Raw genomic sequence first — 25,900 nt, 5'->3', positions numbered from 1 at the left:
GCAGGCGGGAATGCGTATGCAGGAAGAACTCACGGTACCGGGCCAGCCCGGCAGCCTCAAGGACGTACTGCGGCACCGGTTCCTCCTGAAGCTCCTTGTTTCCAAGGAGCTCAAGGTCCGCTACCGGGGATCGATTCTCGGCCTGCTCTGGTCCTACGTCAAACCGGGCATCCAGTTTCTGGTCTTCTACGTTGCCCTGGGTGTGTTCCTGGGACTTGAAGAGAGTGCGGGCAACCGGGGGGGCCTGCCGAACTATGCGATTTATCTGTTCTCCGGGATCGTGCTGATCAACTTCTTCACGGAAGCCCTGGGTAACGCGTCGCGGTCGATTGTGGGCAACGGCGGGTTGATCAAAAAGATCTACCTGCCCCGGCAGCTGTTCCCGGTTGCCTCGGTGTGGGTCTCCGGCGTGCATTTCGTGCCGCAGATGGTCATCCTGATCGGGGCTTGCCTCTTCAGCGGCTGGCGGCCGTCCCTGCTGCAGCTTGCAGCGGCAGCCGCCGGCTTCCTGGTCGTGGCCATGCTGGCCACAGGGCTCGGCCTGCTGTTCGGCGCCATCAACGTTTACTTCCGTGATGCGGAGAACCTGGTGGACATGCTGTTGATGGTCGCAACCTGGGCTTCGCCCGTGCTCTATTCCTGGACCATGGTGCAGTCCAAGCTGGGAGAGACGTTTTTCAACTTTTACCAGCTGAATCCGATCACAGTGGGCGTCGAGACGTTCCACTACGCATTCTGGCTTCCCACCACCGACGGCTCCCAGTCCATCCCCCCGCATCTGCTGTCCGTCTGGATCCCCGTTGCGCTGGCCATTTCCGCAGCAGTACTGCTGATTGGTCAGCTCGTCTTCCGTCGCCTTGAGGGCCGTTTCGCGCAGGAGCTGTGAACCGTGGCAAGTGCCATTGAAATCCATAACATCAACAAGCAGTTCGTTCTACGGCACACCCGTTCCATGAAAGAAGCATTTGTCTGGCTCGTCAAGGGGCGCAAGGGCGACCTGTCCGAGAAGTTCCATGCTCTCAAAGGTGTTTCGCTGAACGTTGAACAAGGCGAGACCGTTGCATTGCTTGGTCTGAACGGTTCAGGAAAATCCACGCTGCTAAAGCACATTTCAGGTGTCATGCGTCCGGACAGCGGTACTGTGGGAACCCGTGGACGGGTTGCCGGGCTGATTGAAGTAGGCGCCGGTTTCCACCATGATCTCAGCGGTCGGGACAACGTCTATCTGAACGGGGCGATCCTCGGTATGACCGAGGAGGAAATCAACGCGAAGTTCGACTCGATCGTCGAGTTCTCCGAAATCGGCCAGTTTATCGACACCGAAGTGAAATTCTATTCCTCGGGCATGTACCTGCGGCTTGCCTTCTCCGTCGCCGTGCACACCGATCCCGAAGTCTTCCTGGTGGACGAGATCCTCGCCGTCGGCGATGAGCCGTTCCAACGCAAGTGCATCGATAGAATCAAGGAGCTCGCGGGGGAAGGGAAGACACTGGTGGTCGTCAGCCACGATCTTGATCTGGTCTCCCGCATCTGTGAGCGGGGCGTGCTCCTGGAACACGGCGAAGTGGTCATGGACGGCCCGGTGCGCGACGTCGTTGACCGCATGCGCGGCAACTGACAGGCGCGCACCGGGGAACCTCCTGCACCTCCGCCGGTGAGCCGCGGAGGTACAACATAAGAAGAAGGACCCGCCGCTTTGAACTGGTCCCCGAAAGTTGGACTGGCCAAATAAAAGTCTAGGCCGCGAGGGCCTGAGCACGGTATTGCACCGGGCTCAGGCCCTCGAGCTTTGTCGAGATACGTTCAGTGTTGTACCAGCGGATGTACTCATCCAGCTGGGCCCTCAGGGCATCGGTGTTCAGGAACCGGACCCGGTGGAAGAGTTCCTCCTTGAGGTGTCCGAAGAAGTTCTCCATCACCGCGTTGTCGTAGCAGTTGCCCTTGCGGGACATCGATTGGACCGCTCCGGCGTTCTTCAGCAGCGTCCGCCACGAGACGTGCTGATACTGGAATCCCTGATCCGAATGCACGAGCGGCTGCGCCCCGGGCTCGAGACCGGTGAGGGCTTCACGCAGCGAGGAGTTAGTGAGCTCCAGATTCGGGGATAACCCGATCGAGTACGAGATGATCTGCCGGTTGAAGAGGTCCATCACCGGGGAGAGGTAGAGCTTGCGGTCACCGACGCTGAACTCGGTCACGTCGGTCACCCACTTCTGGTTCGGTGCAGCAGCTTCGAACTCCCGGTTCAGCAGATTCGGTGCCACCACGCCCTGTTCACCGCGGTAGGAGACGTAACGCTTCCTTCGCCGTACTTTGCAGACCAGCCGCAGCGAACGCATCAGCTTCAACACGGTCTTTTTCGCCACCGTCCACCCGTGCTTGAGCAGCTCAGTATGAATGCGGCGGTGCCCGTACCGGCCGTGGTTCTTCTCGAAGATCTCCCTCACGGCAGCCTTAATCTCAGCTTGCGGGTCTGGGCGCTGGAAGCGGGCCTGATGATAGAAAAACGTCGAACGGGCCAGGCCCGCGACGTCCAGGAGCACGTCCAGCCGGTGTTCGGCCTTGAGAGCGATGACAGCGCGGACCTTTACGGCCGTTCCTCGTCCCTCAAGGCCTGCACTTTTCCCAGGAACGCGACCTCTGCCCGCAGACGCTCGTTCTCGCGGCGCAATCGTTGTATCTCTGACTCTGGCTGCGTCGATGCCTCAGGATTTGTCTTCGGGCGGCCCTTGGGCTTCGCGCGCAGTCCGTCTTCGCCTTCCGCCCGGTACTGACGTGCCCACTTCTCGATCAGCTGCGGAGAGGACAGCTGGAGCTCTTTAGCCAGGGCGACTTTGCTCTCTCCAGCTTGAAATCGGCGCACGGCATCGAGTTTGAACTCGAAGGAGAACAAGCGTTTGGTTGGCTTGGCCACTAGCGTCGAACCTCCGCGAACTCTCCACCGGTCGTATAGCCGGCGGATTGCTTTCACGCGCACCCCGAGCCTTGTTGCTACGGAGTTGGGACCCCAACCGGTCTCGAACAACGCTACCGCGGCCTTGCGTTGTTCCTCGGATAACGAACTGCTCTTCTGCAAAAACTGCTCCCCGAAAGTCAGAACTGATTTCTCAGTCCAACTTTCGGGGAGCAGTTCACTTTTGCGGCGGGTCCTTCTTTTTACCTATGGAACGTCCCGGCATAACTGGCGCCCGAAGGCCGGCGCCGGGTGGCCCAGTTGGTGTCCCTGCGCCACCCACGCAGCGGCCGCTAAGACCGCATGGGCCGCTGCGTGGGTGGCTAATCGCAGCCGGTGATCTTGTAGAGGTTCGCCTCCGGGCCGGTGGACTTGACCAGTTCGAAACCTGGTTTCCCCGCCAGGTCCATCACACCGGCGTACTGGGAGCCGGTGTCCGACAGTGCCTGCGTACCGAAGTCCAAGACATACTCCACGTTCTCGTCAACGATGGCCGCACAGACCTCAGGGCTGAAGTCGGGCAGCTCTTCGGAGATAAGGATTCGCTCGGGATCATTGCTGGCGAACATGTGCGGGGTTAGGACCTCCCGCCCACCGAAGGCATACGCCGCGGAACTGCCGTTAGCAGGGTTGTCAGCAATTACGGCACCTTCGGGGACGTAGTCGGCAATGTTCTCGACGAGTTCGCGTTCAGCGGGCGTAATCATGGGGGAGGAGTCGTTAAAGGCATACACCGGCATGGTGAACTTGATGTACTCCTTGACGGGACCAAAGTACCCCAGCAGAGCCATGGCCACGGTCAGGACCGTCAGGGAGAGGACGCGTATCGGACGCACTGCGGCCCAGCGTTCTTCCATCCTTTCCGCGGTAGGTTCCGGCAGGGCAGTGCGGATCCATTGGATGATCGCCCACGCTCCAACCGCGCCGAGGATAGTCGCGAATACCGGAAGGAAAGCCGCCAGCCGGTTGGTGTCCTGGTACCAGTTACCTGTCAGGAAGTTGCGCAGGAAACCCCGGTCCTGGGAGGCATCCACTACGTAGAACCAGACTGCCAGGGCGTAGCTTACGATCAGCCAGCGGTGGGTCCGGATCTGGAACAGGTACACGACGCCGGAAATCGCCAGGACCGTCACGAACCAGTTGGTGGGGGTGCCCATCGGGCTGTTGGTCAGTGCTTCGCCAATAGCACCGCCCGTCGTGGTGTAGGGTCCCCATGAGTCATAGAAGGCAGGCCGAAGACGAAGCCAGACGAGCATCACGGCGATGGCTCCAACAACCGTCAAGGCACCGAATGCAGCCAGCTTGGAGCCTCCTGCGCGATGGTTCAGCCGCCGCCTGAACGCGTGCCACCAGCCGGTTACGATGAGCGGCAGGGAGAATACCAGCAGCGCATTGACCACGCTCATATGGGCAGTGGAAGCTCCGGCCAGGGCAAGGAGGAAGGCCATCCACCAGGAACGCTGCAGGTGCTGGTCCTGATCGAGGTCGGTCCCGCGGAACAAACGGACCACGATACCCAGCAGAAGCGGAAGCATGCTGGTGGCCAGCGTGTTCGGGAACAGTGGCCCCCACACAAGCAGGCTGAACGGGAAGGCGATCTGTGATGCGGAAAGGATGCCCGCCGTGAGGGTGATCAGGGCATTGTTGCCAAAAACGCTGCGCGCGAAGAAGACGCAGGCAAGAGTCCAGACGACGCTTGCGGAGACGATGTTGATGGAGTTTTCCGCCAGGGGAACGCTGGCACCCGTCAACTGGACCGTAAGGGCGGCAAATGAGTGCCAGACGGCCGGGTAGACACCGACGGCGCCTTCGCCTTGGAGCTCTCCAAGGGTCAGCGAGGATGCGTTGCCGGTCTCGAGGACATGGCGGATTGCGTTGAGGTGGAATACATTGTCGAAGTTCTGCGCGAAGTGCTCCGGTTGGCCGATCAGCTGCATGATCCGGCGCGATACCATAGCCGCGGCCACAAGGACGGCCGCCAGGGGTACTGCCAGTGTCCGCCAGGCGCTACGGCTGCGGTCTTCCGGCTGCGGCCGGGTGATGCCCCTGGTACGGATTGAGGTTGCGATCCATGCGGCCACACAGGTCAGCACAGTACCGCCGGCATAAACCCATACCGACCAGTCCAAGCCTATGATTCCGCCCAGAATCCCGAAGACGCCAACGATTGCAGCGGAGAATGCGGGTGCCAGGGCAACCGCGGAGAATCCTCGGAAGCGCAGTGCCAAGGCGACCAGGAGGCCTGGTATTACCACCATCCCGGCAGTCACCAAAAGCACAGGTAGTACGGGTATCCAGGACAACTGGTTTCCTCCAAGGGGTAAACGTTACGGCCGGGAAGGCCAATAAGATTCTACGCGGAGGCAATTAGCACTGTGCCCGGCCGGGCTGCCACGCGTTCGGGCAGGCTCTACCGGCCGTGCTGCAAGAGGCCGGCGAGATAATCTCCGTAGCCGCTCTTTGCCAGCTTTTCCGCGCGCTGCAGGAGTTCGTCGTCTGAGAGGAACCCCATACGCCACGACACTTCTTCGGGGGAGCCGATCTTGAGTCCCTGGCGATTCTCGACCGTTCGGATGAAGTTTGAGGCTTCATTCAGGGAGTCGAACGTGCCGGTGTCGAGCCAGGCCGTGCCGCGGGGGAGAATCTCGACCTGAAGCTTTCCACGCTCGAGATAAACCCGGTTGACATCCGTAATTTCGAGCTCACCACGCGGGGAAGGCTTCAACGCTTTCGCTATTTCCACAACTTCGTTGTCATAGAAGTAGAGTCCGGGGACCGCGAAATTGCTCTTGGGCTGCTCCGGCTTTTCCTCCAGCGACAGCGCCCGGCCGTCGGCGTCAAACTCGACGACGCCGTACGCCTTAGGGTCCTGGACCCAGTAACCGAAGATGGCGCCGCCATCGATGGTGGAAAAGCGCCGCAGCTGGGCGCCCATGCCGGGGCCGTAGAAAATATTGTCGCCCAGTACCAGGGCCACGGGTCCGTCACCGATATGCTCAGCACCCAGGATGAAGGCCTGTGCCAGTCCGTCCGGTGACGGCTGGGCTACGTAGCTGAGGGACACGCCAAACTGGCTGCCGTCGCCCAGCAGGCGCTGGAACTGGTCGGCGTCCTGCGGCGTAGTGACAATCAGGATGTCCTTGATGCCAGCGAGGATAAGAGTGGAAAGCGGATAGTAGATCATCGGCTTGTCGTAGACCGGTACCAGCTGCTTGCTGATGCCCATCGTGATGGGGTGGAGCCGTGAACCCGTACCCCCGGCCAAGATGATTCCGCGCATGAAACAATAATGTCCTAGAGTGGCTACCGCACCAAATCCACGGTTGCCGTGCGGAACCCTGACCTGCGGGGAGTTCCGGGGGAACGATAGTTAGGCACAACTTGAGAAAATCTCCACGCACCGACTCCAGCCGCCCGGCGGACGGATCCATTGGCGGTAAATCAGCTGCAGGTGTGGGAAGTGCGTCCCTTGTTTCTGCGGCAGTGGGATACGTCCTGCTCCTGGTGGCGGCCCGGACCCTTGATACGGAAGCAAACGCCGTCTTTCTGGCCTTTTGGTCCTTCCTCTTCTTTATCTTCGGTGTCCTGGGCGGCATAACGGTCGAGACCACCCGTGCCACACGGGCGGCAGCCGACCTGCCTGATTCGGACCGTGGCACCAGATTTGCCGGCCCCGCGCTGCTGATAGGCGCAGGCACCTCCGTTGTTCTGTTCGCAACGTCCTTCTGGTGGGGGGAGGCGCTTTTCGGGTCGCTGGCCGCGACCCTTGTGCCCGTCATCTGCCTTGTTGCCGTTGTCTATGCCGGCCACGTCGCCACTATCGGGGCCTTGGGCGGGTCCGGCAACTGGAACCAATACTCGGTTGCGGTGTTCGCAGAGTCGGGCGTGCGGCTGGCTGCGGCCGCTGCCGTGTTCGCCGTCGGAGCCACCGTCGGTGGCCTGGCGGTAGCCTCTGCCCTCGCAGCCGCGGCCTGGCTCCTGCTGCTTATGTTCTCAAAGGATGTCCGGGGCACGGTCCTTTCCCGTGCCGACGTCGGCACAAACCGGTACGTGCGCAATGTCCTGCACGCCTGCCTGGCTGCGACGGCAAGTGCAGCCCTGGTTGTGGGGTTCCCCGCGATGCTCAAGTTTACGACCCCCGACAACGTCTACTTGGCGTCAGCTCCGCTGCTGATGGCCCTGTCCCTCACCCGTGCGCCGCTGATGATTCCGCTGACCGCTTTCCAAGGGGTGGCTATTACGCACTTCATGTCGCGCAAGGAGCAGGGAGCCAAGGCGTATCTGCCCATTTTCCTGGTGGTCCTCGGAGTGGCTGCCGCAGGAGCACTGGCGGCAGCCCTAGTCGGACCGTGGCTTATGGTGTTCCTGCTGGGGCCGGACTACCACGTATCAGGCCTCGTCCTGGCTGCCCTGACCTTCGACTCGGGCTTCCTTGCACTGTTGACCCTTACGGGGTCCCTGACGGTGGCCGCCGGCAGGCATCGTGCCTATTCTTTGGGCTGGGTCTGCGCCGTGGCCGTTTCCCTCTCGCTGCTGCTGCTTCCGCTGGGCATCGAAGCGAAAACGATCCTGAGCCTCGGCGTCGGGCCCCTTTGCGGGATCATTGTGCACACCGTTTTCGTGCAGCGCAGCCTCAAGCCGGCCCGCCGGTAAAGCCTCCGGGCGCATCGGCTCCGGCAGGAGTGCCAACGCATAACCGGTAGGCTGGTAGCATGCAGAAACTCCTCGTTACCGGCGGTGCCGGCTTTATCGGTTCAAACTTCGTGCACTACGCACTGGCCAATACTGACGCGGCCATTACGGTCCTGGACAAGCTCACCTATGCCGGGAACATAGCCTCGCTGCAGGGGCTCCCAGAAGACCGCTTCACATTTGTCAAGGGCGACATCTGCGACGCGGAGCTCGTAAATACGCTGGTCGGTTCGGCCGACGTCGTCGTCCATTATGCGGCGGAATCCCACAACGACAACTCCCTCCACGATCCGCGTCCGTTCCTGGACACAAACATCATCGGCACCTACACGCTGATCGAAGCAGCCCGCCGGCACGGTACGCGGTTCCATCACATTTCGACGGACGAGGTCTACGGTGACCTGGAACTCGACGATCCGGAGCGGTTCACAGAAAAGACCCCGTATAACCCCTCAAGCCCGTATTCCTCCACGAAGGCAGGGTCGGACCTGCTGGTGCGTGCCTGGGTCCGTTCCTTCGGGCTGCAGGCCACTATCAGCAACTGCTCCAATAACTACGGCCCTTACCAGCACGTGGAGAAATTCATTCCCCGCCAGATCACCAACGTAATCGACGGAATCCGCCCGAAGCTCTACGGAGCCGGCGAAAACGTCCGCGACTGGATTCACGCCAATGACCATTCCTCGGCTGTGCTCCGGATCATCGAAAAGGGTGAAATCGGTCAGACCTACCTCATTGGCGCGGACGGCGAGAAGAACAACAAAGACGTTGTGGAGCTGATTCTTAAACACATGGGCCAGCCTGCCGATGCGTATGACCAGGTCATTGACCGTCCCGGCCACGATATGCGCTATGCCATCGACTCCACCCGCCTGCGATCGGAGCTGGGCTGGGAGCCGCAGTTCTCCAACTTCGACCAGGGGATTGAGGACACCATCCGCTGGTACCGGGACAACGAGGCATGGTGGCGGCCGCAGAAGGCCGAAACCGAAGCCAAATACAAGGTTCAGGGGCAGTAGGCATGGTTGAGTTTTCGAAGGCCCTGGTCACACACGAAACGACCATCCCCGGGGTTGTGCTTTTCGACCTGCCGGTGCACGGTGACAACCGGGGCTGGTTCAAGGAAAACTGGCAGCGCGAAAAGATGCTGGCTCTTGGCCTCCCCGATTTCGGGCCCGTCCAGAACAACATCTCCTTCAACGAATCCGCCGGCACCACTCGTGGTATCCATGCCGAGCCATGGGACAAGTTTGTTTCCGTCGCTACCGGACGGATTTTCGGGGCATGGGTGGACCTCCGCGAGGGCCCGAGCTTCGGTACCGTATTTACCGCGGAACTGGATCCGAGCCAGGCCATCTTCATTCCACGCGGCGTAGGCAACGCCTTCCAGACGCTTGAAGACAACACGGCCTACACCTACTTGGTGAATGACCATTGGAGCGCCGACGCTCAGGGCCAGTACACCTTTCTGAACCTGGCAGACGAGAGCGCAGCCATTCAGTGGCCGATCCCGCTGGAGGACGCGGAGCTCTCCGACAAGGACCGCGCCCACCCCCGCCTCGCCGACGTAGTGCCGATGGCACCGAAGAAGACGCTGGTGCTCGGGGCGGACGGTCAGCTGGGCCGGGCCCTGCGGGAGGTTTACGCAGGGGATCCCTCCGTGGAGTTCGCCGGACGGAATGAGTTCGACCTGTGCGACGCGGCTTCATACGAACGCAACTGGAAAAACTACTCCGCCGTCATCAACGCGGCTGCCTATACGGGGGTCGACGCCGCCGAAACCGCTGAGGGCAGGAAGGCTGCATGGCGGATCAACGTCTCCGCAGTGGCTCGTCTGGCGCGGGTAGCGGTGGAAAACCGGCTGACGCTCGTGCACGTTTCCAGCGACTATGTTTTCGACGGAACCGCGGAAAGCCACACGGAGGATGAGGAATTCTCGCCGCTGGGGGTCTACGGCCAGACCAAGGCAGCCGGCGACGCCGTTGTGTCCGTGGTTCCGAAGCACTACATAGTGCGAACGAGCTGGGTGATCGGAGACGGCAGGAACTTCGTCACCACCATGGCCGGGCTGGCGGGCCGGGGGATCGCTCCGTCTGTTGTGGACGACCAGGTGGGACGGCTGACTTTCACTGTTGATCTGGCGGCAGGGATCCGGCACCTGCTGGACACCGGGGCGCCCTACGGAACGTACAACCTCAGCAATGCCGGGGGACCGTCCAGTTGGGCCGATGTGGCGGCCAGGGTCTTCGAACTGGCCGGCCGCAGCCGTGCCGACGTGACGGGGATCAGTACCGCGGACTACTTCAGGGACAAGGCAGGAACTGCCCCTCGTCCGCTTAACAACTCATTTGATCTCGGCAAGATCCAGGCCGCCGGGTTTACCCCGGCGCAATACGCTGACCGTTTGCCTGCCTACGTCTCTGGAGTTCTCAATGCCGAAGCCTGATGCCACCGTTGGAATCTACATCCCGTTCTGGGGCGAACTCGACTACCTTCAGACGGCCGTGGAAAGCGTCCTCGCCCAGACCAATCCGGACTGGACCCTCACTGTCGTGAACGACGCACACCCTGATTATTCCGTTGATGCCTATTTTGAAACCCTGCAGGACCCGCGGATCCAGTACGTCCGTAACGAGGAGAACTGCGGAATCACCGAAAACTTCCGCCGATGCGTGCAGATGGCCGTCGAACCGCGTGTTGTAGTGATGGGGTGCGACGACTTCCTGTTGGAGGGGTACGTCGATGCTGTCTGCAAGGCCCATGCGGGCTGCCCCGGCGCGGACCTGATCCAGCCGGGGGTTGCCGTGGTGGATGAAAGCGGCACGGTGGTCAGGCCCTTGGTGGACCGGGTGAAGCAGTCACTGCTTCGGCCCCGCAGCGAATCCCCCCTCCTGCTGTCCGGTGACAAGCTGGCGGCCAACCTGATGCATGGGAACTGGCTTTACTGGCCATCGCTGGCCTTCCGGCGTGAGGCGATCCAGTCCCACGATTTCCGTGACGGCTTCCCCGTCATCCAGGACCTCGCCCTGATCTTGGACATCCTGCTCGACGGCGGCGACCTGCTGATGGTCCCAGACGTCGTATTTGCCTACCGCCGGCACAGTTCGAGTGCCTCGTCGCTTGAGCTGCGGGACGGGTCTAGGTTTGCCGGCGAGCGGAAATTCTTCGAACACGCCATGGCGCTAAGTACAGCCAAGGGCTGGAGGAAGACGCAGTCCGCAGCGCGTCTGCATGTCACATCGCGCCTGCATGCCCTTGTCCTGCTGCCGGGAGTCCTCGTGCGGCGGGATATGCGAACTGCAAAAGTGATCCTCCGGCACGTTTTCGGGAGCTGACCCGGGGCTATGGCGGGGTGACGGCGCGAGCTATGCCGGCGGAATTGGCGAGTCGACGACTATTTCTATAGCCTGTAACTGCTTGTCTCCGCAGCGAAGGAGGGTCTTCTCCCGCCGGAACAACGCCGAAACGGGGCGGATTTAGGCCGGCTTCCCGATAGGTTCCATCCGAGACGCGGCACATCGCTGCGCCCCGCGGCCAGAGGGCTTTAGACGCTCTTGGCCCCAATTTGAACGACTGCAGAATGGTTTAGGACTCTCGTGGATAAAGCTGAGGCACGGTCGCAGGACCGGCTGCTGGTTATCATGCCGGCTTGGAACGAGTCTGAGTCGGTGGGAAACACCGTCGCTGAGGTCATTCGGACAGTGCCGCACTGCGACGTGCTGGTCGTAGATGACGGATCAACCGACAACACGGCGGATCTCGCTTCAGCAGCCGGGGCCACTGTGCTTCGCCTGCCGTTCAATCTTGGCGTAGGCGGAGCGATGCGCTCAGGCTACAAATACGCCAAACGGTTCAATTACACTCGGGCCATTCAGGTGGATGCTGATGGACAGCATGATCCCAAGGACCTCATCAATGTGGTGAAGGGATTGGAAAAGGCGGACATCTCCATCGGAGCCCGCTTTGCAGAGAAGGGCAACTATGAGGTGCGCGGACCGCGGAAATGGGCCATGTCCTTCCTCGGCTGGTCCATCTCGCGAGTAGCACGGACCCGTCTGACCGACGTAACGTCCGGTTTCCGCGCGGCCAATGCCCGTGCTATCGCCCAGTATTGCGAGCATTATCCCGCGGAGTATCTTGGTGACACGATCGACTCACTCGTAGTGGCGGTTCGGTCCGGGCTGACGGTAACGCAGGTTCCTGTCGAGATGAGGCCCAGACAGGGTGGACAGCCGAGTCACAACCCGGCTAAAGCCGCCCTGTACCTGGCCCGCAGCGGCTTTGCTCTCGTCATAGCCATGACCCGCAAGAAAACCCGGATTCCTGAGCATATCGGAGCAGCAAAATGACAAACACCGTGGTGCCTTTCATTGCGGCTCTTCTCGTGGTCGGCTCAGTTGTATGGTTGCTGCGCCAGCGGAAGCTGCGGGAGAAATACGCAGTCTTATGGATTCTGGTTGGCCTGGTCACGCTGATTCTTGCCGGCTTCCCGCAGCTTCTCAGCTTTGCGGCAGAGCTGACAGGGTTCGCGCTGCCGTCTAATCTGCTCTTCCTCCTGGCGATCCTCCTTCCTATCGGAGTGTGCCTGCATTTGTCACTGGAGATTTCCGTCGTAGAGGACGAAACCCGTGCTCTGGCGGAAGAGGCCGCCATCCTGCGGGCCCAGTTGGAAGCACTCCAAGCCAATGTGGACGGCTTGGTTCCAGGGCAGGGAATCTCTCCTGCCCTGCCGCACCCAAGGGCGCAGGAGAAAGAGCATCCCGAACACGGACAACAGGGAATCCGTACGGACGAGTCTTAACCAGCTGCATAGCTGAAACAGTATTCAGTGGTGAAGTGATGGATCCAGTAACCTGATCAGCGATCCGCGTAGGACGCCTGTGCCCCTGCATCCTCCATAGGATGCAGGGGAACAGGCGCGTCAGCAGCTCAGTTGGCTAGCGGATTACCCCCACCGACGTTCCAGTTCCCCGGCTCCACTGTCCGGTGAGTGGCCGGTCATCGGGGTTGCCGAAAGCAAATCTGGAGGTGGTGGCCGCGGTGCTGTGGTCGTCGGTCAAATGCCATATGTTGCTCCGTTGAACACCTACCGTGCTAAAACCGTCGTTGTTCCAATCGCCGGAAATCGGGGTATCTCCCGCGTTCCCATAGATGAAGGTGTGACTGACGGCAGGGCGTATGTTGCTGTCAGTCAGGTAGAAACGTTTTCCCACGCCTTCCATCCGAGCAACTCCGAGCGTGTCATAGCCATCTCCGTTCCAGTCTCCTACCAAGGGGATGTCGTATGCCGCCCCGAACGGAAACGTTCCGTCAGCCTTGCCTGTGGTGTTGGAGTTCCTGAGATAGGCCATACCTTTGCGGTAGACACCCAGAGTGTCTAATCCGTCGCCATCCCAGTCCCCACAGATCGGAATGTCCCCTTTTTCCCCGTATCGAAGTTCCGTTACCGATGCATTACCGGTCAACCCGTTGCGGATATACCAAACCCCGTTCCGGAACGCGGCGGGGGTTGCAATGCCATCTCCGTCCCAGTCACATGTCACAAATTCATCGGTGGTGTGCCCATAAGCGAGGCTGGATACAGGGTTTCCCTGGAAATAGAGCTTTGCCGGACCGGCGATCCTGGACCCCCGGGCGAAGTCCCGTAACTGGCTCAGGCTGCCGTTGTAGACGTTGGAGTCACCTTCGAACGGCCCTGTGCTGCTGTACTGCCAAAGGGTGTATTTTCCCCAGCCGTTAGGAAGGCTTCCCGGGGACTTGGCGTAGTTGGCAATATGCAGCGGGTGGTTGGCGAAGGCATTCGAATTACCAGTACACGTCTTCCACCAGTCAGTTGTTGTGTAGATCATCGGCACCCTGCCTGTTCGGGCCGCAACGGTTGACGAGAAGTCCCTGATCCAGGCGATCATCTCGCGTGCTGACATGTCATAGCAGGTGTCGCCAAGCTCGGAGTAAGGGTTGTATTCGATATCCAGCAGAGGAGGCAGTGTGTTGCCGTCGGCAGTCCACTTGCCGCCACGGTCTACGAAGTAGTTGGCCTGCCGCGCACCACTGGACACATTCGGGATCGCAAAGTGGTAAGCCCCGTGCAGCATCCCCGCGTTAGTGGCTCCGGAAGTCTGGCTGGTGAAAAGCGGATTGGTGTAGGAAGTGGCTTCAGTGGCTTTTACGTACGCGAAGCGGGCGCCCTGGTTCCATGCACGGCTCCAGTTCACCGCCGGCTGATGGCTGGCGACGTCCATGCCCTGAAGGCCGGCGGGCATCCAACTGGCGGCCAACGAAACGGAAGGTTCATGGGAAGCTGTTCGGCCGAACGCTGCCGGGGCGGCCGTCGCGCCCTGAGCGGGGGATCGGGCATCAAATGCATCTGGTCCGGTAGCCAGGCGCCTGTCCGCAACATTTTCCTCAATCAGGGTCTGTTCGGCTTCGATACGCTCCGTTATTTCCTCGGCGCCCGGCAACTGGGGGTCCTGAGTATCCTCGAGGCGCTCCAGTCCTTGGCCCATTTTTGCACCGAGAATACCAATTATCGACTCGAGATCGTCTTCCTTAGTCTCGTCGGGCGCCGGAGCAGTCTCAGTCGGCTCCGGAAGGTCAACATCCGGCGATTCCCCGTTTGTGGTGCCCGTCGGCGTTGTATCGCTGGGTGCGGGAGGTATCTGCGATGCATCGACCGGAGTGGGGACGGGCGTCGGTGAATCGGTTGCGAAGGGCTCAGGCGCAGGGGGCTGCATGCCGGAATAGGAGGGTGGCGCCGGAGTTTCCGGCGTGAGGGTGGCCGCGCCCGCAGGCTGCGCTATAGCGAGCACGGCGGCCAGTATAAGTGCTGGCAGGGGCCAGCTTCGTGAAATCACAGGTGCTCCAGAAACAGGGGATAGACATCAACATGGGTGGATTGTCTACGAATTCTATCCGCCGTGTGTAACCGCAGAGGCTATTGATGGTGGATGGAAAATATTCGGACGCCGAAATGAACTGGTTTCCCATGAAGTTGCCGCCCGTGAATATGTAGCCGCCGTTTCCACTGCGTACCGTGGCGAGGTTTCACGGAGAAAATGGCGAGACCACTCGTCTGGTTTAGGTGCTTACCGGACTACGTGGCGCCAGAGAAGTCCGGCAGCTCCCCAATCGGCACTGCGTGCCGTGCGAAGAAGCAGACTGAGGGCATGGAGACGGGAGGTCCAGTGCAGATGGGCGGCCCGCGCAGCACGTTGCCATCCGAGCGTCCGGAAACGTTCAGCCTCCGCGCAAAAGAACCTCCTCTCTTCTTCGAAACGGCGACCATCTCCCGCCCTCACGGAAGAATCTGACCTCGAGTGGCGTCGGTACTGGAAGACGGTGTCATCAAATAGCACCATGGAACCCCCTCCGGCCGCGATGTCCAATAGGAGCGCCAGATCCTGAACAACGTCGTACCCGGGTCTAAATCCGTAACGCTGCATCTCCGCAGTCCGCCAAGCCAATGACGGAAAGTAGTGCCAGCCTCCGTGGAGCAGGCTTGCAGCCATGTCTTCCCCTCCGATAACCACCTCAGGAGCAGGTTTTGGCGAGATAAACCGTTTGATCCGGTCTGTCAGCGGAAGTATTGGATATCCGTATTCGTCAATGACCTGCACGCGAGGTTGCGCCACCGCAACCTGCGGGTAGGCATCGAGTATCTCTGCGACCCGCTGCAAATAACCCGGCAGCATTACGTCGTCGGCACCCATCATCACGGTCAGGGGAGCCTGCGCCATGCTGAGGGCTTTTCGAAAGTTCCCGCTGGCGCCCAGGTTCTCACTGTTACGGAGATAGGTGATGCGGGGGTCCGTCTGGCCTGCAAACCAGCGTGCAGGTTCATCGTCGGCATAGGCGTCGTCCAGGACCAGCAACCGCCAGTGGTCGTAGCTTTGGGCGAGCACGCTCGCAGTTGCAATCTTCATGAATTCCACGTCGCCGTAGTAGGGGAGTAATACGTCGATTTTCTCCATGGACCTGGTTCTCCAATCAACGGGTTCAGCGGACGACCGTCCCACTGATTCTGGGCGCTTCGGAATGCTGGGAGGAAGGCCTATAGTGCAGAACCGTCAACAGGCGTATAGATTGCTCCACCGCGAGGCGCGTCCTTGGGATACAGGGACGCCGCAGCCTGCCGTCTACACTCGGCGGGACTATCCGACGCTTCCGTGACATCATCTGCTCAACCGTTCCCGTGGACGGTGGAGCTGAACCCTGAAGGCGCCCCGACGGATGCTCGGGCCACTACTTATCCACAACGCCTGACCACCACTCTCGCTTCTCCGCCATCCGGCCCCTACTCTGTCGCCCGTGGCCCGCAAACCGGGGCCGCCAGTCTCATGCCGGGTGCTGCCGCCCGGGTGAATACGGGGGATACGGATGGATGCGCTACGGATCGTGGAGGACGAGGTACGCGAACTCATCCGCGTGCGCGGCCTGGATCCGCAGGAACAGGTGGGGGAGGTCCGCCGCCTGGTGGACGCGGCAGTGTCGGATTACGACGAACGCTCGCTGCTCGGATCGCTGCCGCCGCTGGGACGGCCCGAATCGGTGCGCCGGCAGGTGTTCGACGCCGTCGCCGGATTCGGCGTTCTCCAGCCGCTGCTGGATGATCCGACGGTCGAGGAAGTCTGGATCAACTCTCCCTCAGAGGTCTACCTGGCGCGGGACGGCCGCTCGGAACTGACCTCGCTGACACTGACACCGGAACAGGTACGGGTCCTGGTGGAGCGGATGCTGAAATCCTCCGGTCGCCGGCTGGACCTGTCCTCGCCGTTTGTGGATGCTGCACTGCCGGACGGGTCCCGCCTGCACGTGGCCATACCTGATGTCACCCGGCGCCATTGGGCCGTCAACATCCGAAAGTTCGTGGCCCGCGCACGCCGCCTGGAGCACCTGGTGGAACTGGGCACGCTGTCCGCCCCCGCGGCCCGGTTCCTGGACGCTGCTGTGGGTGTCGGCCTGAATATCCTGGTGTCGGGTGCCACACAGGCGGGCAAGACCACCATGCTCAACTGCCTTGGCGCCGCCATTGGTGCCCGCGAACGGGTGGTGACCGTTGAGGAGATCTTCGAACTGCAGCTGCCGCTGCGTGATGTTGTGGGTCTGCAGTGCCGGCAGGCGAACCTGGAGGGGCAGGGCGAGATTCCGCTGCGGCGCCTGGTCAAGGAAGCGCTGCGCATGCGGCCGGACCGCCTGATTGTGGGGGAGGTCCGTGAAGCGGAAAGCCTGGACATGCTGATTGCCCTGAACGCAGGGCTGCCCGGGATGTGTACCGTACACGCCAACAGTGCCAGGGATGCAGTGACCAAGCTGTGCACTCTTCCGCTGCTGGCGGGAAGCAATATTTCGAGTGCATTCGTGGTCCCGACGGTGGCCTCCTGCATTGACCTGGTGGTCCATTGCGAAAGGACCCCATCCGGGCAACGGGAAGTGACCGAAATCCTGGCCCTGGGGCGCCGGGTCGAAAACGGCCTCATCGAGTCATCTTCCGTTTTTGCCCGGTCCGAGGGTCAGCTGGCCGTCACCGCGTCCTCCATGCCTGCTGCGGAGAAGTTCGCGCGGGCAGGAGTCAACGTCGCTGCACTCTTGGGGAGCGGACAGTGAGCGCCGCCGCCGGACTCTGTCTGGGGCTTGGTCTGCTGCTGCTGTGGCAGTCATGCTGGGTGTCACCGGCCCGCCCGGGACCCGGACGCCGCCGCACCGGGTTCCTGGAAGACCTGCTGCGACAGGCGGGAATTGACCGCGTCGGTGTCGGCGGATTGCTGGTGACCTGTGCCGTCACCGGCTTCTCTGCTCTCCTCCTGGTCTACGGCCTGACGCTCTCAGTGCCCATCGCCGCGTGCTTCGGTATCTTCGGTGCTGCCCTTCCCTATGCCCTGGTGCGGATGCAGGCCACCCGGCGGAGGGCGTCGCTTGCCGAGCTCTGGCCCGACGTCGTTGACCACCTGCGTTCGGCGATCCGGGCCGGACTCCCGCTCCCCGATGCGCTGATCCAGTTGGCGGACAACGGGCCGGATGAACTGCGGGGGTACTTCTCCTCGTTCGCGTCGGACTACCGGTCCGGCGGTGACTTCGAGGATTCGCTGACCCGGCTGAAGAACAGGCTCTCGGATCCCGTCGCGGACCGGATTATCGAAGCTCTGCGGATTACCCGGCAGGTGGGCGGAACAGACCTGGGCCGCCTGCTGGGCACGCTGGCCGGTTTCCTGCGGGAGAACGCCCGTACCCGAAGCGAGCTGCTGGCACGGCAATCCTGGACCGTCAACGCGGCGCGGCTCTCAGCCGCTGCACCCTGGGTGGTGCTGCTGCTTCTGGCAGCCCGGCCGGAAACCGCGGCAGCGTACAACACCGCCGCGGGCGCCGGTGTCCTGGCGGCAGGCATCGGGATATCAGTGCTCTGCTACCGGCTGATGCTTCGGATCGGTGCCCTTCCGGAAGACGTGAGGGTCCTCCGGTGACCGGCCTGACGTCGATGGCGATGCTGGCAGGTGCCATGGTGGGCATCAGCCTGCTCCTGGTGCTGCACCGGTTGCCGCCGTTGCGCAGCACCACATTCGCAGAGCGCGTGGCGCCCCAACTACGCTCGGTCAGCCCGGCGTCGAGGCTGCTGGACCCTTCAACGCCGGACCTCACGCCCTTCGGCCCGCTGGAACGCATCCTGCGTCCGGTACTGCGAGACGCCGGACGCCGGCTGGCCCGGCTGTCTCCCGGGAACAGATCGCTCGCCGTCCGGCTGCAGCAGGCCGGCGGGACGAAAACCGTCCTGGATTTCCGGGTGGAGCAGGTGCTCTGTGCCGGTGGCGGGCTCCTGATGGGAGGGACGGCGACGGCGTTCCTGGCCGGCAGCGGACGCATCGGCGTGCCGGCTGTAGTCCTGGGGATTCTTGCCTGCGCCGCAGCGGGCTTCCTCCTGCGGGATTATCTGTTGACCCACCAAATAAAGCGCCGCAATGCCCGCATCCTGGCCGAGTTTCCCAGTCTTGCCGAAATGATGGCGCTCGCGGTCGGAGCGGGGGAGAACGCCGTGGGGTCACTGGAACGTGTCTCAGCAGCGGCGCAGGGAGAACTGGCCGGGGAGTTTCGCAGGGTACTGGCACAGACACGGGCGGGAACACCGCTGACTGCCGCGTTGGAGGAGCTGTCCGACCGGATCCGGCTGGCGCCGCTGACGCGTTTTGTGGACGGGGTCAGCGTGGCTGTGGAACGCGGGACACCTCTGGCAGACGTGATGCGGGCCCAGGCCCAGGATGTCCGGGACGCGGCCAAACGCGAGCTGATGGAAACGGCAGGAAAAAAGGAAATCGCCATGATGGTGCCGGTGGTTTTCGGCATCCTTCCCCTGACGGTCCTGTTTGCCGTATTTCCCGGCATGGCGCTGTTGAGGCTGGGGCTGTGACGGGCAGCGGGCATAACGGTGTCCGGACATCCAAGACATGGCTACGACGGAAAGGGAAACCATGAATACCAGGAACGGCAGCAGGCACCGGAGGACCGAAACGGGCGGGGAGCGAGGCTGGAAAACAGCGGACAGCTGGAAAGCAGCCGCCGCCGTTCTGGCAGGCTGGTGCTACCGGCTCGTCCGTCAGGTTCGGGCTTCGGCCCGGCCTTTGGACAGGGAGCGCGGCGACGTGCCCGGGTGGGTCATGATCACCCTGATGTCCGCCATCCTGGTGGCCGGGCTGCTGTTCATCGCCGAGCCCGCACTGGAGCAGCTCTTCAGGACGGCCATGGAACAGGTGAAGCCATAGCGCGGGGACGCCGTCCTGCGGACGCCCGGACCAGGGTGCTCCGTTCCGCACGGCTGCCTGCCGGCGCGACGGAGCGCGGGTCGGCAGTGGTGGACTTTGTGCTGGTGGGGGCGCTTGTCAGCCTGGTCTTTATGGCGGTGATCCAGCTGGCACTGGTACTGCACGTGCGCAACACGCTCATTGACGCCGCTGCAACGGGGGCCCGCTACGGGACGCTGGCGGACCGTTCTCCGGAGGACGGTATCCGGCGGACCTCCGAGCTGATCCATGCCAGCCTCGGGGCGGAATACGCCGGGGACATCACCAGCGCCGAGCAGACTGCAGGGGACGCCCGCCTGCTCGAGATCACCGTCCGGGCACCGCTGCCGGTGATCGGCCTGATCGGTCCCGACGGCGGGATTGAGGTGGCGGGGCATGCGGCCTGGCGCTGAGGGCGGACCGGACACCTGCGGCGGGACCCGGCAGGAGCAGGACGAAACCGGAAGCGCCGTCGTCGAATTCATTTTCCTGGGCCTGCTGCTGCTTGTTCCGGTGGTCTATCTGGTTATTACGGTGGGTCAGATCCAGGGTGCCTCTTTTGCTGCCGTGGGAGCAGCGGATGCGGCCGCCAAGGTCTATGCCACGGCGCCGGACGCGGCGACGGCGGAACGCCGCGCCACGGAGGCTGCACAGCTTGCCCTGGATGACTTCGGATTGCCGGCCGGAACCATGGACATGGTCATCAGCTGCCCTGCCGACTGCCTGGCGCCGGGCACCCTCGTGACCGTCCGGGTGAGCGTTGATGTTCCCCTGCCCGGACTTCCCTGGGCAGGGGACTCACCGGTAGTGGTGGACTCGGAATCCACGCAGGTCGTGGAGCGTTTCGGATGAGGCCGGGCTCCGGGAGCGACGGCGGTCCCGCCGGTGGCAGCGAGGGGCACGAAAGCGGCCAGGTAGGCGTGCTGATCATCGGCTACACCCTGTTGGCCCTGCTCACCGTGACCGTTGTGATGGCGGCATCTTCGGTGTACATCGGACAGAAGAAGCTGCTGTCGGCAGCCGACGGAGCAGCTGTGGCAGCCGCGGATACGTTCACCTTGGGCCAGTCCGACGCCGGGGACGGCCCGGCGGCGGCACTGGACGCAGGCGCGGTGCGCGCTGCGGCACGAAACTACCTTCAGGTAACGGGGGCCGAGTCCCGTTTCAATGACCTCGTGGTGGCGGAGGACACCGGTACGGCGGACGGCCGGACGGCCCGAATTGTCCTGGCTGCACGGGTGCACCCGCCGATTGTCAATTTCCTGGTCCCGGAGGGTATTCAAATAACGGCCGTCAGCGAGGCCCGGGCACGGCTGGTTCAGTAAACGCCCGCAGTGGCTATGACGCCTTTTTCTGCGCCATGTCCTGCGCCGGTCCGTGGTCCCAGCCGCCGTGGTCGATGTCCAGGACCTGCCCGTCCTCGCCGTAGCAGATATTGACGGGCTCACCGTAGTACTCGCAGTTGCTGTCGGGGCACTTGTCGAACATCTTCACGGCATAGTCGTTGGAGAAGTCGCGGTCCCATTCGTCCACTTTGCCCATGGCCCAGGGATCCCCCTGCTCAGCCAGGTCGTTGAGTTCGTCGAGGGTGTAGAGGCGGCCGCGTTCGGGATGGGGGTGCGGATTCCGTTCGGTCAAGACAGGCTCCTTCATCAGGGCGTGTGTTCTTTCTCCGTCATTGGTTAATGTAACCCTCCCCGCCGACACATCCGTGCACTGCCGCGGCGCGTCAGGCGGCCGGTGCCGGACGGAATCTCCATCGCAGCGGCGGGTGAGGCCCGGCTGCTCCAGTGCTGCCCGGCCGCCGGAAGATACCGGGGGACGCCCGCCTTTACTGAGTCTCTGCCCCCGGCGCCGCGGGTGGCATACCCGACTTTGCATCCGACCCCCGCAATACCCTCGTCAAGGCCTTCCCGCGCTCCTTAGCCTTACGCCGTAGCCACAAACCGGCCGCCCGATTCTCGCGGGACGGGCGGCATATCCGGTCCATCCCGTGCGTTACCGGGGGCCCGCCAGTGCATGCCGTGGGGATGGCAGCGGGCCGGGACCAGGATCTGATCCGCGTGCGCGGATTGGACCCCGGCGGGCACGGCGATGTTCCCGGCACTCTGCCCAGGAAGGAGGAGAAATGGAGGTCACGGTATTAGTGCCGGCGCACAATGAGGAGCAAACAATAGGGCAAACCATTGAATCCCTGCTTGCGCAGACCCGGCAGCCGGACCAGATAATCATTATCGCCAATGGATGCACTGATCAAACGGTCGAGGTAGCAAAAAAGTACCCGGTAATCGTTATGGATCTGCCCCGCCTGGAGCACCGCAAGTCCGAGGCCATGAACAGGGGATGGAATCTCTATGGCCGTGACTCCGACCTTGTCGTGTCCATGGACGCAGACACTGTACTTGTCCCCAATGCCATCGAAGACTGGGAGAAGGAATCATGGAAGCGTCTCTTCGGAGGATCGACTTCCAAATTCACCATCCGGCAGCCCGGTTTGTGGTGCAGGCTGCAGAAATCCGAATACGCCTACAACATCCAACAGGGGCTGAATCATGGTTGGACCAATGTCCTGGCAGGCGCCGGGTCTGCGTTCTCCGGCAGGGCGCTGAGGGAGATTGCCGCCAGGGACGACAGGGAAGGGCCGTGGTCCTACGAAAGTGCCGTGGAGGACTACGAGCTGACCTACCGGCTCCGGGAAGCGGGGTACAAGACCTACGTATCCACCACCATCAGGGCATACACCGACGGGATGAAGAACCTGAAGTCCCTGTGGGGGCAGCGCATGAAGTGGCAGACAGGTACCCTTCAGGATCTGCTTCGCTTCGGAGTCAACCATCTGACCATCAGGGATTGGTTTAGCCAGATGCTCAATCTGCTCGGACCTGCAATCCGGGCGCTATGGGTGATGGTAATTTCGCTGGCGCTGTATCTGGATGCCCTGACATTGGCTTGGTGGGGACTGCTCGTGCCCATCCTGTTTATGGCCATCAACCTCAAGACGGCCCTTCGCGTCCCGTATAAGGACAAGTGGGACATCCTTATCGTCGTGTTGATAATCCCTATTGAGCTCCTGGCCTGCATACGCGGCGGATGGATTCTCGCTTCCTGGGGAGAAATCCTCCGCAAAAAGATCACCCGCAAAGATCGTGACTTGTGGGCGGCGCAGTACAAGGCAGAGGGCGTGGAAGCATGAAAGGGGTAATCCTGGCGTCCAAGGTTGCCGGCATCGCGGCAGCCGTACTGGAGATAGGCTCGATAGTCCTGTTTATCCTGGGCGGGATATTCGTTGCAGTAGGTCTTTTCACACTGCTGAAGAAGAATTCTTCCAACCGGCCCTAGGCAGGCCCTAGGCAAAGGCCGTGTCCCGGCAGCGAAAACCTGCGAAGCCTTCCGCTGCTCTGCTGCCTCGCGGGCCGGACCCTGGCCCCAGCCGCGGTGGGACGACGGCAACGACGACGACGACGGGCAGCGGCGCAGGGACATGGCGTAGGCTGTAAGCACCATGGCAGAAATAGATTTTCCCGCAGAAATCCGCGCCCTCCGCTCCACTTTCGCCTCCATTAAAGAGGTCTCGGATGTGGCAAAGATCAAAGAGGACATCGAAGAGCTCAGCGAAATGGCCGGCGTGCCCGATCTCTGGGACGACCCGGCCGAGGCGCAGAAGATCACCTCCAAGCTGTCGCACCGCCAGTCGGAGCTGGAACGCCTGGAGAAGATCGAGTCCCGCATCGATGACCTTGAGGTCCTGGTGGAGCTGGCCCAGGATGAGGCGGACGCCGAGTCGAAGGCTGAGGCGGTGACCGAGCTGGAATCGCTGCGCAAGTCACTGTCCCAGCTCGAGGTGGTCACCCTGCTCTCCGGTGAGTACGACGCCCGCGAGGCGGTTGTGACGATCCGTTCCGGCGCCGGGGGAGTGGACGCTGCGGACTTCGCCGAAATGCTGCTGCGGATGTACCTGCGCTGGGCCGAACGCCACGGTTACCCCACCACCGTCCTGGACACGTCCTACGCTGAAGAGGCGGGATTGAAATCGGCCACCTTCGAAGTCAAGGCCCCTTACGCATTCGGCACCCTCGTGGTGGAGGCCGGCACACACCGGCTGGTGCGGATCAGCCCGTTCGATAACCAGGGGCGCCGCCAGACTTCGTTCGCCGCCGTCGAGGTGATTCCGCTGATCGAACCCACCGACCACATCGAGATCCCGGACAACGAGATCCGCGTGGACGTCTTCCGGTCCTCCGGCCCCGGCGGCCAGTCCGTTAACACCACAGACTCCGCCGTCCGCCTGACCCACCTTCCCACCGGCACCGTGGTTTCCATGCAGAACGAAAAATCGCAGCTGCAGAACCGTGCCGCCGCCATGCGGGTGCTGCAGTCCCGGCTGCTGCTGTTGAAGAAGGAGCAGGAGGACGCGGAGAAGAAGGCATTCGCCGGCGACGTCAAAGCCTCCTGGGGCGACCAGATGCGCTCCTATGTGCTCAACCCCTACCAGATGGTCAAGGACCTGCGCACCGAACACGAAGTGGGCAACACGTCTGCCGTGTTCGACGGCGAGATTGACGACTTCATTGACGCCGGTATCCGTTGGCGCGCCAACGGCAGTGTCTCGGCCCGCAAATAACCCGGCGGATACGGCAGCCGGACAGTGCGTCGCGCCGGCAGGACCGCCGTCGTGCCGCCCGCCGGTTCCGACACGCGCCGGCCGGTTCTGGCCCATTGTCCGGCAAGCTGGCTATAGTCGAGGAGCCGGTGCCCATACCCCGAACCAAGGCCCGTGTCTCCGGCCGCTTCATGGGCACTAAGTAGTCATGATCACATTCGACAATGTCACCAAGCTGTATGACCGGAAGTCCCGGCCTGCGCTCAACTCAGTCAGCCTTGACGTGGACCGGGGAGAGTTCGTTTTCCTCGTAGGCGCCTCGGGATCGGGTAAATCCACTTTTATCCGCCTGATCATGAAGGAAGAGCACGCCACCAAGGGGACGGTCTACGTTGCCGGGGCGAATGTCGCGAAGATCCCCAGCTGGCGGGTTCCCCGGCTGCGCCGCGGAATCGGCGTGGTTTTCCAGGACTTCCGCCTGCTGCCCAACAAAACGGTTTTCGCCAACGTTGCCTTCGCCATGCAGGTGATCGGACGCAGCCGTGCCGTCATCCGTGACTCCGTTCCCGAGGTCCTGAAAACCGTGGGGCTGGAGGGTAAGGACAACCGCATGCCGCATGAGCTTTCCGGCGGCGAGCAGCAGCGTGTGGCCATCGCCCGCGCCATTGTCAACAAGCCCGGAATCCTCCTCGCGGACGAGCCCACCGGCAACCTTGACCCGACCACGTCGCTGGGAATCATGAAGGTGCTGGACCGGGTCAACCAGAACGGCACCACGGTGGTTATGGCCACCCATGACGACGACATCGTTAATGCCATGCGCAAGCGCGTGGTGGAACTGCGCAACGGCCAGATCATCCGCGACGAACGCGAAGGCATCTACCTGGGCGAGCCCGGGGCCGAACAGGATCCGGAGCCGCAGCCGGATGCGCCCGGCCGCCAGGAAAGCGGGGTATCCGAATGAGGCTTGCATTTGTCCTTGGCGAAATCGGTTCGGGCCTGCGCCGGAATCTGTCCATGGTGGTTTCGGTTATCCTCGTAACCTTTGTGTCCCTGACCTTCGTGGGTGCTGCCGGATTGCTGCAGCTGCAGATCGGGCAGATGAAGGGCTACTGGTATGACCGGGTGCAGGTGGCGGTGTACCTGTGCACCGACAATGACACCTCAGCCTCCTGCGCCGCGGGGGCGGTTACCGATGAGCAGCGCGACGCCGTCGAGGCAGACCTGCGGGCGGACCGGTATGTGGAAAGCGTGGAGTACGAAGACCAGGAAACTGCGCTGACGCATTTCCGTGAACAGTTTGCGAATTCGCCCATTGTGGACAGCATTACGGCGGAAATGCTGCCCGAGTCCTTCCGGGTGAGCCTGGTGGACCCGGAAAAGTATGAGGTCATCAACGAAGCGTTTTCCTCCAAGCCGGGTGTGGAATCAGTCAGCGACCAGCGGGAACTCTTCGAGAAGATGTTCACTTATCTGAACCTGGCGTCCGTGGCAGCCCTGGGCGTGGCGGCGGTGATGCTGATCTGCGCCATCCTGCTGATAGCAACGACTATCCGGCTCTCGGCCTTCAGCCGCCGGCGGGAAACGGGAATCATGCGCCTGGTGGGAGCCTCCAAGGCCGTCATCCAGCTGCCCTTCGTCCTGGAAGGCGTCATTGCCGCCGTTATCGGCGCAATCCTCGCTTCTGTGGCATTGTGGAGCACTGCACACTTCTTTATTGGTGCGCTGGCCAGGCAGTACCCCACCACAGCCTTTATCTCCTCGGAACAGGTTCTGTATCTAACACCCGTCTTACTTGTTCTCGGAGCACTATTGGCGGGCGTATCCTCGCTGTTGACGCTGCGTCGTTACCTGAAGGTTTAGAGTCATGAGCAGTACTCATGAGCAGTA

The 25,900-nt window shown here is 62.2% G+C and carries 27 protein-coding genes; 20 read left to right on the top strand and 7 right to left on the bottom strand.

Annotated elements, in window-relative coordinates; translation table 11 throughout:
- Positions 1 to 16 precede the first annotated feature (16 nt).
- Together MUK71_RS11610 and MUK71_RS11605 are read left to right on the top strand one after the other, a co-directional pair.
- The gene (locus tag MUK71_RS11610; protein WP_227929602.1) at positions 17 to 886 is read left to right on the top strand and encodes an ABC transporter permease; all 870 of its coding nucleotides are present in this window, start codon (positions 17 to 19) and stop codon (positions 884 to 886) included.
- Between the two features lie 3 nt (positions 887 to 889).
- Positions 890 to 1,618 carry an ABC transporter ATP-binding protein gene (locus MUK71_RS11605; protein ID WP_227929593.1) on the top strand — a complete coding sequence of 243 codons (729 nt, stop codon included), beginning with the start codon at positions 890 to 892 and terminating at the stop codon, positions 1,616 to 1,618.
- 118 nt (positions 1,619 to 1,736) lie between these two features.
- Here the strand turns inward: MUK71_RS11605 and MUK71_RS11600 are convergent, their stop codons facing one another.
- The 4 genes from MUK71_RS11600 to rfbA form a co-directional block, all read right to left on the bottom strand.
- Positions 1,737 to 2,543: an IS3 family transposase gene (locus tag MUK71_RS11600; protein ID WP_244802774.1), complete on the bottom strand. Its 807-nt coding sequence runs from the start codon at positions 2,541 to 2,543 to the stop codon at positions 1,737 to 1,739.
- A gap of 44 nt (positions 2,544 to 2,587) precedes the next feature.
- Positions 2,588 to 2,914 (bottom strand): helix-turn-helix domain-containing protein, encoded by a 327-nt coding sequence (locus MUK71_RS11595; RefSeq protein ID WP_244802772.1) that lies wholly within the window; start codon positions 2,912 to 2,914, stop codon positions 2,588 to 2,590.
- A 362-nt stretch (positions 2,915 to 3,276) separates the two neighbouring features.
- Entirely contained in the window at positions 3,277 to 5,211 is a 1,935-nt protein-coding gene (locus tag MUK71_RS11590) for a DUF6541 family protein (RefSeq protein ID WP_227929441.1), read from the bottom strand.
- A 152-nt stretch (positions 5,212 to 5,363) separates the two neighbouring features.
- Positions 5,364 to 6,233: a glucose-1-phosphate thymidylyltransferase RfbA gene (gene rfbA / locus MUK71_RS11585; RefSeq protein WP_227929442.1), complete on the bottom strand. Its 870-nt coding sequence runs from the start codon at positions 6,231 to 6,233 to the stop codon at positions 5,364 to 5,366.
- Positions 6,234 to 6,334: 101 nt separating this feature from the next.
- On the opposite strand from rfbA, the gene MUK71_RS11580 reads away from it, so the two are divergent.
- The 6 genes from MUK71_RS11580 (at position 6,335) to MUK71_RS11555 (ending at position 12,446) form a co-directional block, all read left to right on the top strand.
- Positions 6,335 to 7,606, top strand: a complete 1,272-nt coding sequence (locus MUK71_RS11580; RefSeq protein WP_227929443.1) for a polysaccharide biosynthesis protein — start codon at positions 6,335 to 6,337, stop codon at positions 7,604 to 7,606.
- 59 nt (positions 7,607 to 7,665) lie between these two features.
- Complete coding sequence (gene rfbB / locus MUK71_RS11575) at positions 7,666 to 8,664, top strand: dTDP-glucose 4,6-dehydratase (RefSeq protein WP_227929444.1); 999 nt, start codon at positions 7,666 to 7,668, stop codon at positions 8,662 to 8,664.
- Positions 8,665 to 8,666: 2 nt separating this feature from the next.
- Positions 8,667 to 10,091, top strand: coding sequence for a sugar nucleotide-binding protein (locus tag MUK71_RS11570; RefSeq protein WP_227929445.1), 1,425 nt, complete (start codon positions 8,667 to 8,669; stop codon positions 10,089 to 10,091).
- Positions 10,078 to 10,980: a glycosyltransferase gene (locus tag MUK71_RS11565; protein ID WP_227929446.1), complete on the top strand. Its 903-nt coding sequence runs from the start codon at positions 10,078 to 10,080 to the stop codon at positions 10,978 to 10,980. The genes MUK71_RS11570 and MUK71_RS11565 overlap by 14 nt, the downstream gene beginning before the upstream one ends.
- A gap of 306 nt (positions 10,981 to 11,286) precedes the next feature.
- Positions 11,287 to 11,994, top strand: a complete 708-nt coding sequence (locus MUK71_RS11560) for a glycosyltransferase family 2 protein (RefSeq protein WP_227929534.1) — start codon at positions 11,287 to 11,289, stop codon at positions 11,992 to 11,994.
- A complete protein-coding gene (locus MUK71_RS11555) occupies positions 11,991 to 12,446 on the top strand; it encodes a DUF2304 domain-containing protein (RefSeq protein ID WP_227929447.1) in 456 nt (151 codons plus the stop codon). Before MUK71_RS11560 ends, MUK71_RS11555 begins: the two co-directional genes overlap by 4 nt.
- Positions 12,447 to 12,582: 136 nt before the next feature.
- Here the strand turns inward: MUK71_RS11555 and MUK71_RS11550 are convergent, their stop codons facing one another.
- A complete protein-coding gene (locus tag MUK71_RS11550; protein WP_227929448.1) occupies positions 12,583 to 14,454 on the bottom strand; it encodes a GH25 family lysozyme in 1,872 nt (623 codons plus the stop codon).
- 276 nt (positions 14,455 to 14,730) lie between these two features.
- Complete coding sequence (locus MUK71_RS11545) at positions 14,731 to 15,615, bottom strand: glycosyltransferase family 2 protein (protein WP_227929449.1); 885 nt, start codon at positions 15,613 to 15,615, stop codon at positions 14,731 to 14,733.
- Between the two features lie 406 nt (positions 15,616 to 16,021).
- Here MUK71_RS11545 and MUK71_RS11540 point away from each other — a divergent pair, with 406 nt between their 5' ends.
- From MUK71_RS11540 to MUK71_RS11510, 7 genes are all read left to right on the top strand, one after another.
- Positions 16,022 to 17,248, top strand: coding sequence for a TadA family conjugal transfer-associated ATPase (locus MUK71_RS11540; protein ID WP_227929450.1), 1,227 nt, complete (start codon positions 16,022 to 16,024; stop codon positions 17,246 to 17,248).
- A complete protein-coding gene (locus MUK71_RS11535; protein ID WP_227929451.1) occupies positions 17,245 to 18,102 on the top strand; it encodes a type II secretion system F family protein in 858 nt (285 codons plus the stop codon). The genes MUK71_RS11540 and MUK71_RS11535 overlap by 4 nt, the downstream gene beginning before the upstream one ends.
- Positions 18,099 to 19,040, top strand: coding sequence for a type II secretion system F family protein (locus MUK71_RS11530; protein WP_227929452.1), 942 nt, complete (start codon positions 18,099 to 18,101; stop codon positions 19,038 to 19,040). Before MUK71_RS11535 ends, MUK71_RS11530 begins: the two co-directional genes overlap by 4 nt.
- Before the next feature lie 157 nt (positions 19,041 to 19,197).
- Positions 19,198 to 19,392, top strand: a complete 195-nt coding sequence (locus tag MUK71_RS11525; protein WP_227929535.1) for a hypothetical protein — start codon at positions 19,198 to 19,200, stop codon at positions 19,390 to 19,392.
- A 35-nt stretch (positions 19,393 to 19,427) separates the two neighbouring features.
- A complete protein-coding gene (locus MUK71_RS11520; RefSeq protein ID WP_227929453.1) occupies positions 19,428 to 19,823 on the top strand; it encodes a TadE family protein in 396 nt (131 codons plus the stop codon).
- A complete protein-coding gene (locus MUK71_RS11515; RefSeq protein WP_227929454.1) occupies positions 19,807 to 20,262 on the top strand; it encodes a hypothetical protein in 456 nt (151 codons plus the stop codon). The genes MUK71_RS11520 and MUK71_RS11515 overlap by 17 nt, the downstream gene beginning before the upstream one ends.
- Positions 20,259 to 20,735 (top strand): pilus assembly protein TadG-related protein, encoded by a 477-nt coding sequence (locus tag MUK71_RS11510; protein ID WP_227929455.1) that lies wholly within the window; start codon positions 20,259 to 20,261, stop codon positions 20,733 to 20,735. The genes MUK71_RS11515 and MUK71_RS11510 overlap by 4 nt, the downstream gene beginning before the upstream one ends.
- Positions 20,736 to 20,748: 13 nt before the next feature.
- Here MUK71_RS11510 and MUK71_RS11505 read toward each other — a convergent pair whose 3' ends face one another.
- A complete protein-coding gene (locus tag MUK71_RS11505; protein ID WP_227929456.1) occupies positions 20,749 to 21,048 on the bottom strand; it encodes a hypothetical protein in 300 nt (99 codons plus the stop codon).
- A gap of 490 nt (positions 21,049 to 21,538) precedes the next feature.
- Between MUK71_RS11505 and MUK71_RS11500 the strand changes: the two genes are divergently transcribed.
- From MUK71_RS11500 to ftsX, 5 genes are all read left to right on the top strand, one after another.
- Positions 21,539 to 22,603 (top strand): glycosyltransferase family 2 protein, encoded by a 1,065-nt coding sequence (locus MUK71_RS11500; RefSeq protein WP_227929457.1) that lies wholly within the window; start codon positions 21,539 to 21,541, stop codon positions 22,601 to 22,603.
- Positions 22,600 to 22,749 (top strand): hypothetical protein, encoded by a 150-nt coding sequence (locus MUK71_RS11495; RefSeq protein ID WP_227929458.1) that lies wholly within the window; start codon positions 22,600 to 22,602, stop codon positions 22,747 to 22,749. The genes MUK71_RS11500 and MUK71_RS11495 overlap by 4 nt, the downstream gene beginning before the upstream one ends.
- Positions 22,750 to 22,912: 163 nt before the next feature.
- On the top strand, positions 22,913 to 24,031 hold the full coding sequence (gene prfB, locus MUK71_RS11490; RefSeq protein ID WP_227929459.1) for a peptide chain release factor 2: 1,119 nt from the start codon (positions 22,913 to 22,915) through the stop codon (positions 24,029 to 24,031).
- 187 nt (positions 24,032 to 24,218) lie between these two features.
- Positions 24,219 to 24,974: a cell division ATP-binding protein FtsE gene (ftsE, locus tag MUK71_RS11485; protein ID WP_227903449.1), complete on the top strand. Its 756-nt coding sequence runs from the start codon at positions 24,219 to 24,221 to the stop codon at positions 24,972 to 24,974.
- Positions 24,971 to 25,873, top strand: coding sequence for a permease-like cell division protein FtsX (ftsX, locus tag MUK71_RS11480; protein WP_227903447.1), 903 nt, complete (start codon positions 24,971 to 24,973; stop codon positions 25,871 to 25,873). The genes ftsE and ftsX overlap by 4 nt, the downstream gene beginning before the upstream one ends.
- Positions 25,874 to 25,900 lie beyond the last annotated feature (27 nt).

Origin of the sequence: Arthrobacter zhangbolii (assembly GCF_022869865.1) — a bacterium.
Classification (GTDB): domain Bacteria; phylum Actinomycetota; class Actinomycetes; order Actinomycetales; family Micrococcaceae; genus Arthrobacter_B; species Arthrobacter_B zhangbolii.
Note: the sequence above shows the minus strand (reverse complement) of the source record. Positions and strands in the feature narration are given on the sequence as shown.

What these genes read in the sequence shown, in the direction of transcription:
- MUK71_RS11610 (WP_227929602.1), top strand. Translation starts at nt 17, where the DNA reads ATGCAGGAAGAACTCACGGTACCGGGCCAGCCCGGCAGCCTCAAGGAC.
- MUK71_RS11590 (WP_227929441.1), bottom strand. Translation starts at nt 5,211, where the DNA reads ATGGTGGTAATACCAGGCCTCCTGGTCGCCTTGGCACTGCGCTTCCGA.
- rfbA (WP_227929442.1), bottom strand. Translation starts at nt 6,233, where the DNA reads ATGCGCGGAATCATCTTGGCCGGGGGTACGGGTTCACGGCTCCACCCC.
- rfbB (WP_227929444.1), top strand. Translation starts at nt 7,666, where the DNA reads ATGCAGAAACTCCTCGTTACCGGCGGTGCCGGCTTTATCGGTTCAAAC.
- MUK71_RS11570 (WP_227929445.1), top strand. Translation starts at nt 8,667, where the DNA reads ATGGTTGAGTTTTCGAAGGCCCTGGTCACACACGAAACGACCATCCCC.
- MUK71_RS11565 (WP_227929446.1), top strand. Translation starts at nt 10,078, where the DNA reads ATGCCGAAGCCTGATGCCACCGTTGGAATCTACATCCCGTTCTGGGGC.
- MUK71_RS11560 (WP_227929534.1), top strand. Translation starts at nt 11,287, where the DNA reads ATGCCGGCTTGGAACGAGTCTGAGTCGGTGGGAAACACCGTCGCTGAG.
- MUK71_RS11555 (WP_227929447.1), top strand. Translation starts at nt 11,991, where the DNA reads ATGACAAACACCGTGGTGCCTTTCATTGCGGCTCTTCTCGTGGTCGGC.
- MUK71_RS11545 (WP_227929449.1), bottom strand. Translation starts at nt 15,615, where the DNA reads ATGGAGAAAATCGACGTATTACTCCCCTACTACGGCGACGTGGAATTC.
- MUK71_RS11540 (WP_227929450.1), top strand. Translation starts at nt 16,022, where the DNA reads ATGGATGCGCTACGGATCGTGGAGGACGAGGTACGCGAACTCATCCGC.
- MUK71_RS11515 (WP_227929454.1), top strand. Translation starts at nt 19,807, where the DNA reads ATGCGGCCTGGCGCTGAGGGCGGACCGGACACCTGCGGCGGGACCCGG.
- MUK71_RS11510 (WP_227929455.1), top strand. Translation starts at nt 20,259, where the DNA reads ATGAGGCCGGGCTCCGGGAGCGACGGCGGTCCCGCCGGTGGCAGCGAG.
- MUK71_RS11500 (WP_227929457.1), top strand. Translation starts at nt 21,539, where the DNA reads ATGGAGGTCACGGTATTAGTGCCGGCGCACAATGAGGAGCAAACAATA.
- MUK71_RS11495 (WP_227929458.1), top strand. Translation starts at nt 22,600, where the DNA reads ATGAAAGGGGTAATCCTGGCGTCCAAGGTTGCCGGCATCGCGGCAGCC.
- prfB (WP_227929459.1), top strand. Translation starts at nt 22,913, where the DNA reads ATGGCAGAAATAGATTTTCCCGCAGAAATCCGCGCCCTCCGCTCCACT.
- ftsE (WP_227903449.1), top strand. Translation starts at nt 24,219, where the DNA reads ATGATCACATTCGACAATGTCACCAAGCTGTATGACCGGAAGTCCCGG.
- ftsX (WP_227903447.1), top strand. Translation starts at nt 24,971, where the DNA reads ATGAGGCTTGCATTTGTCCTTGGCGAAATCGGTTCGGGCCTGCGCCGG.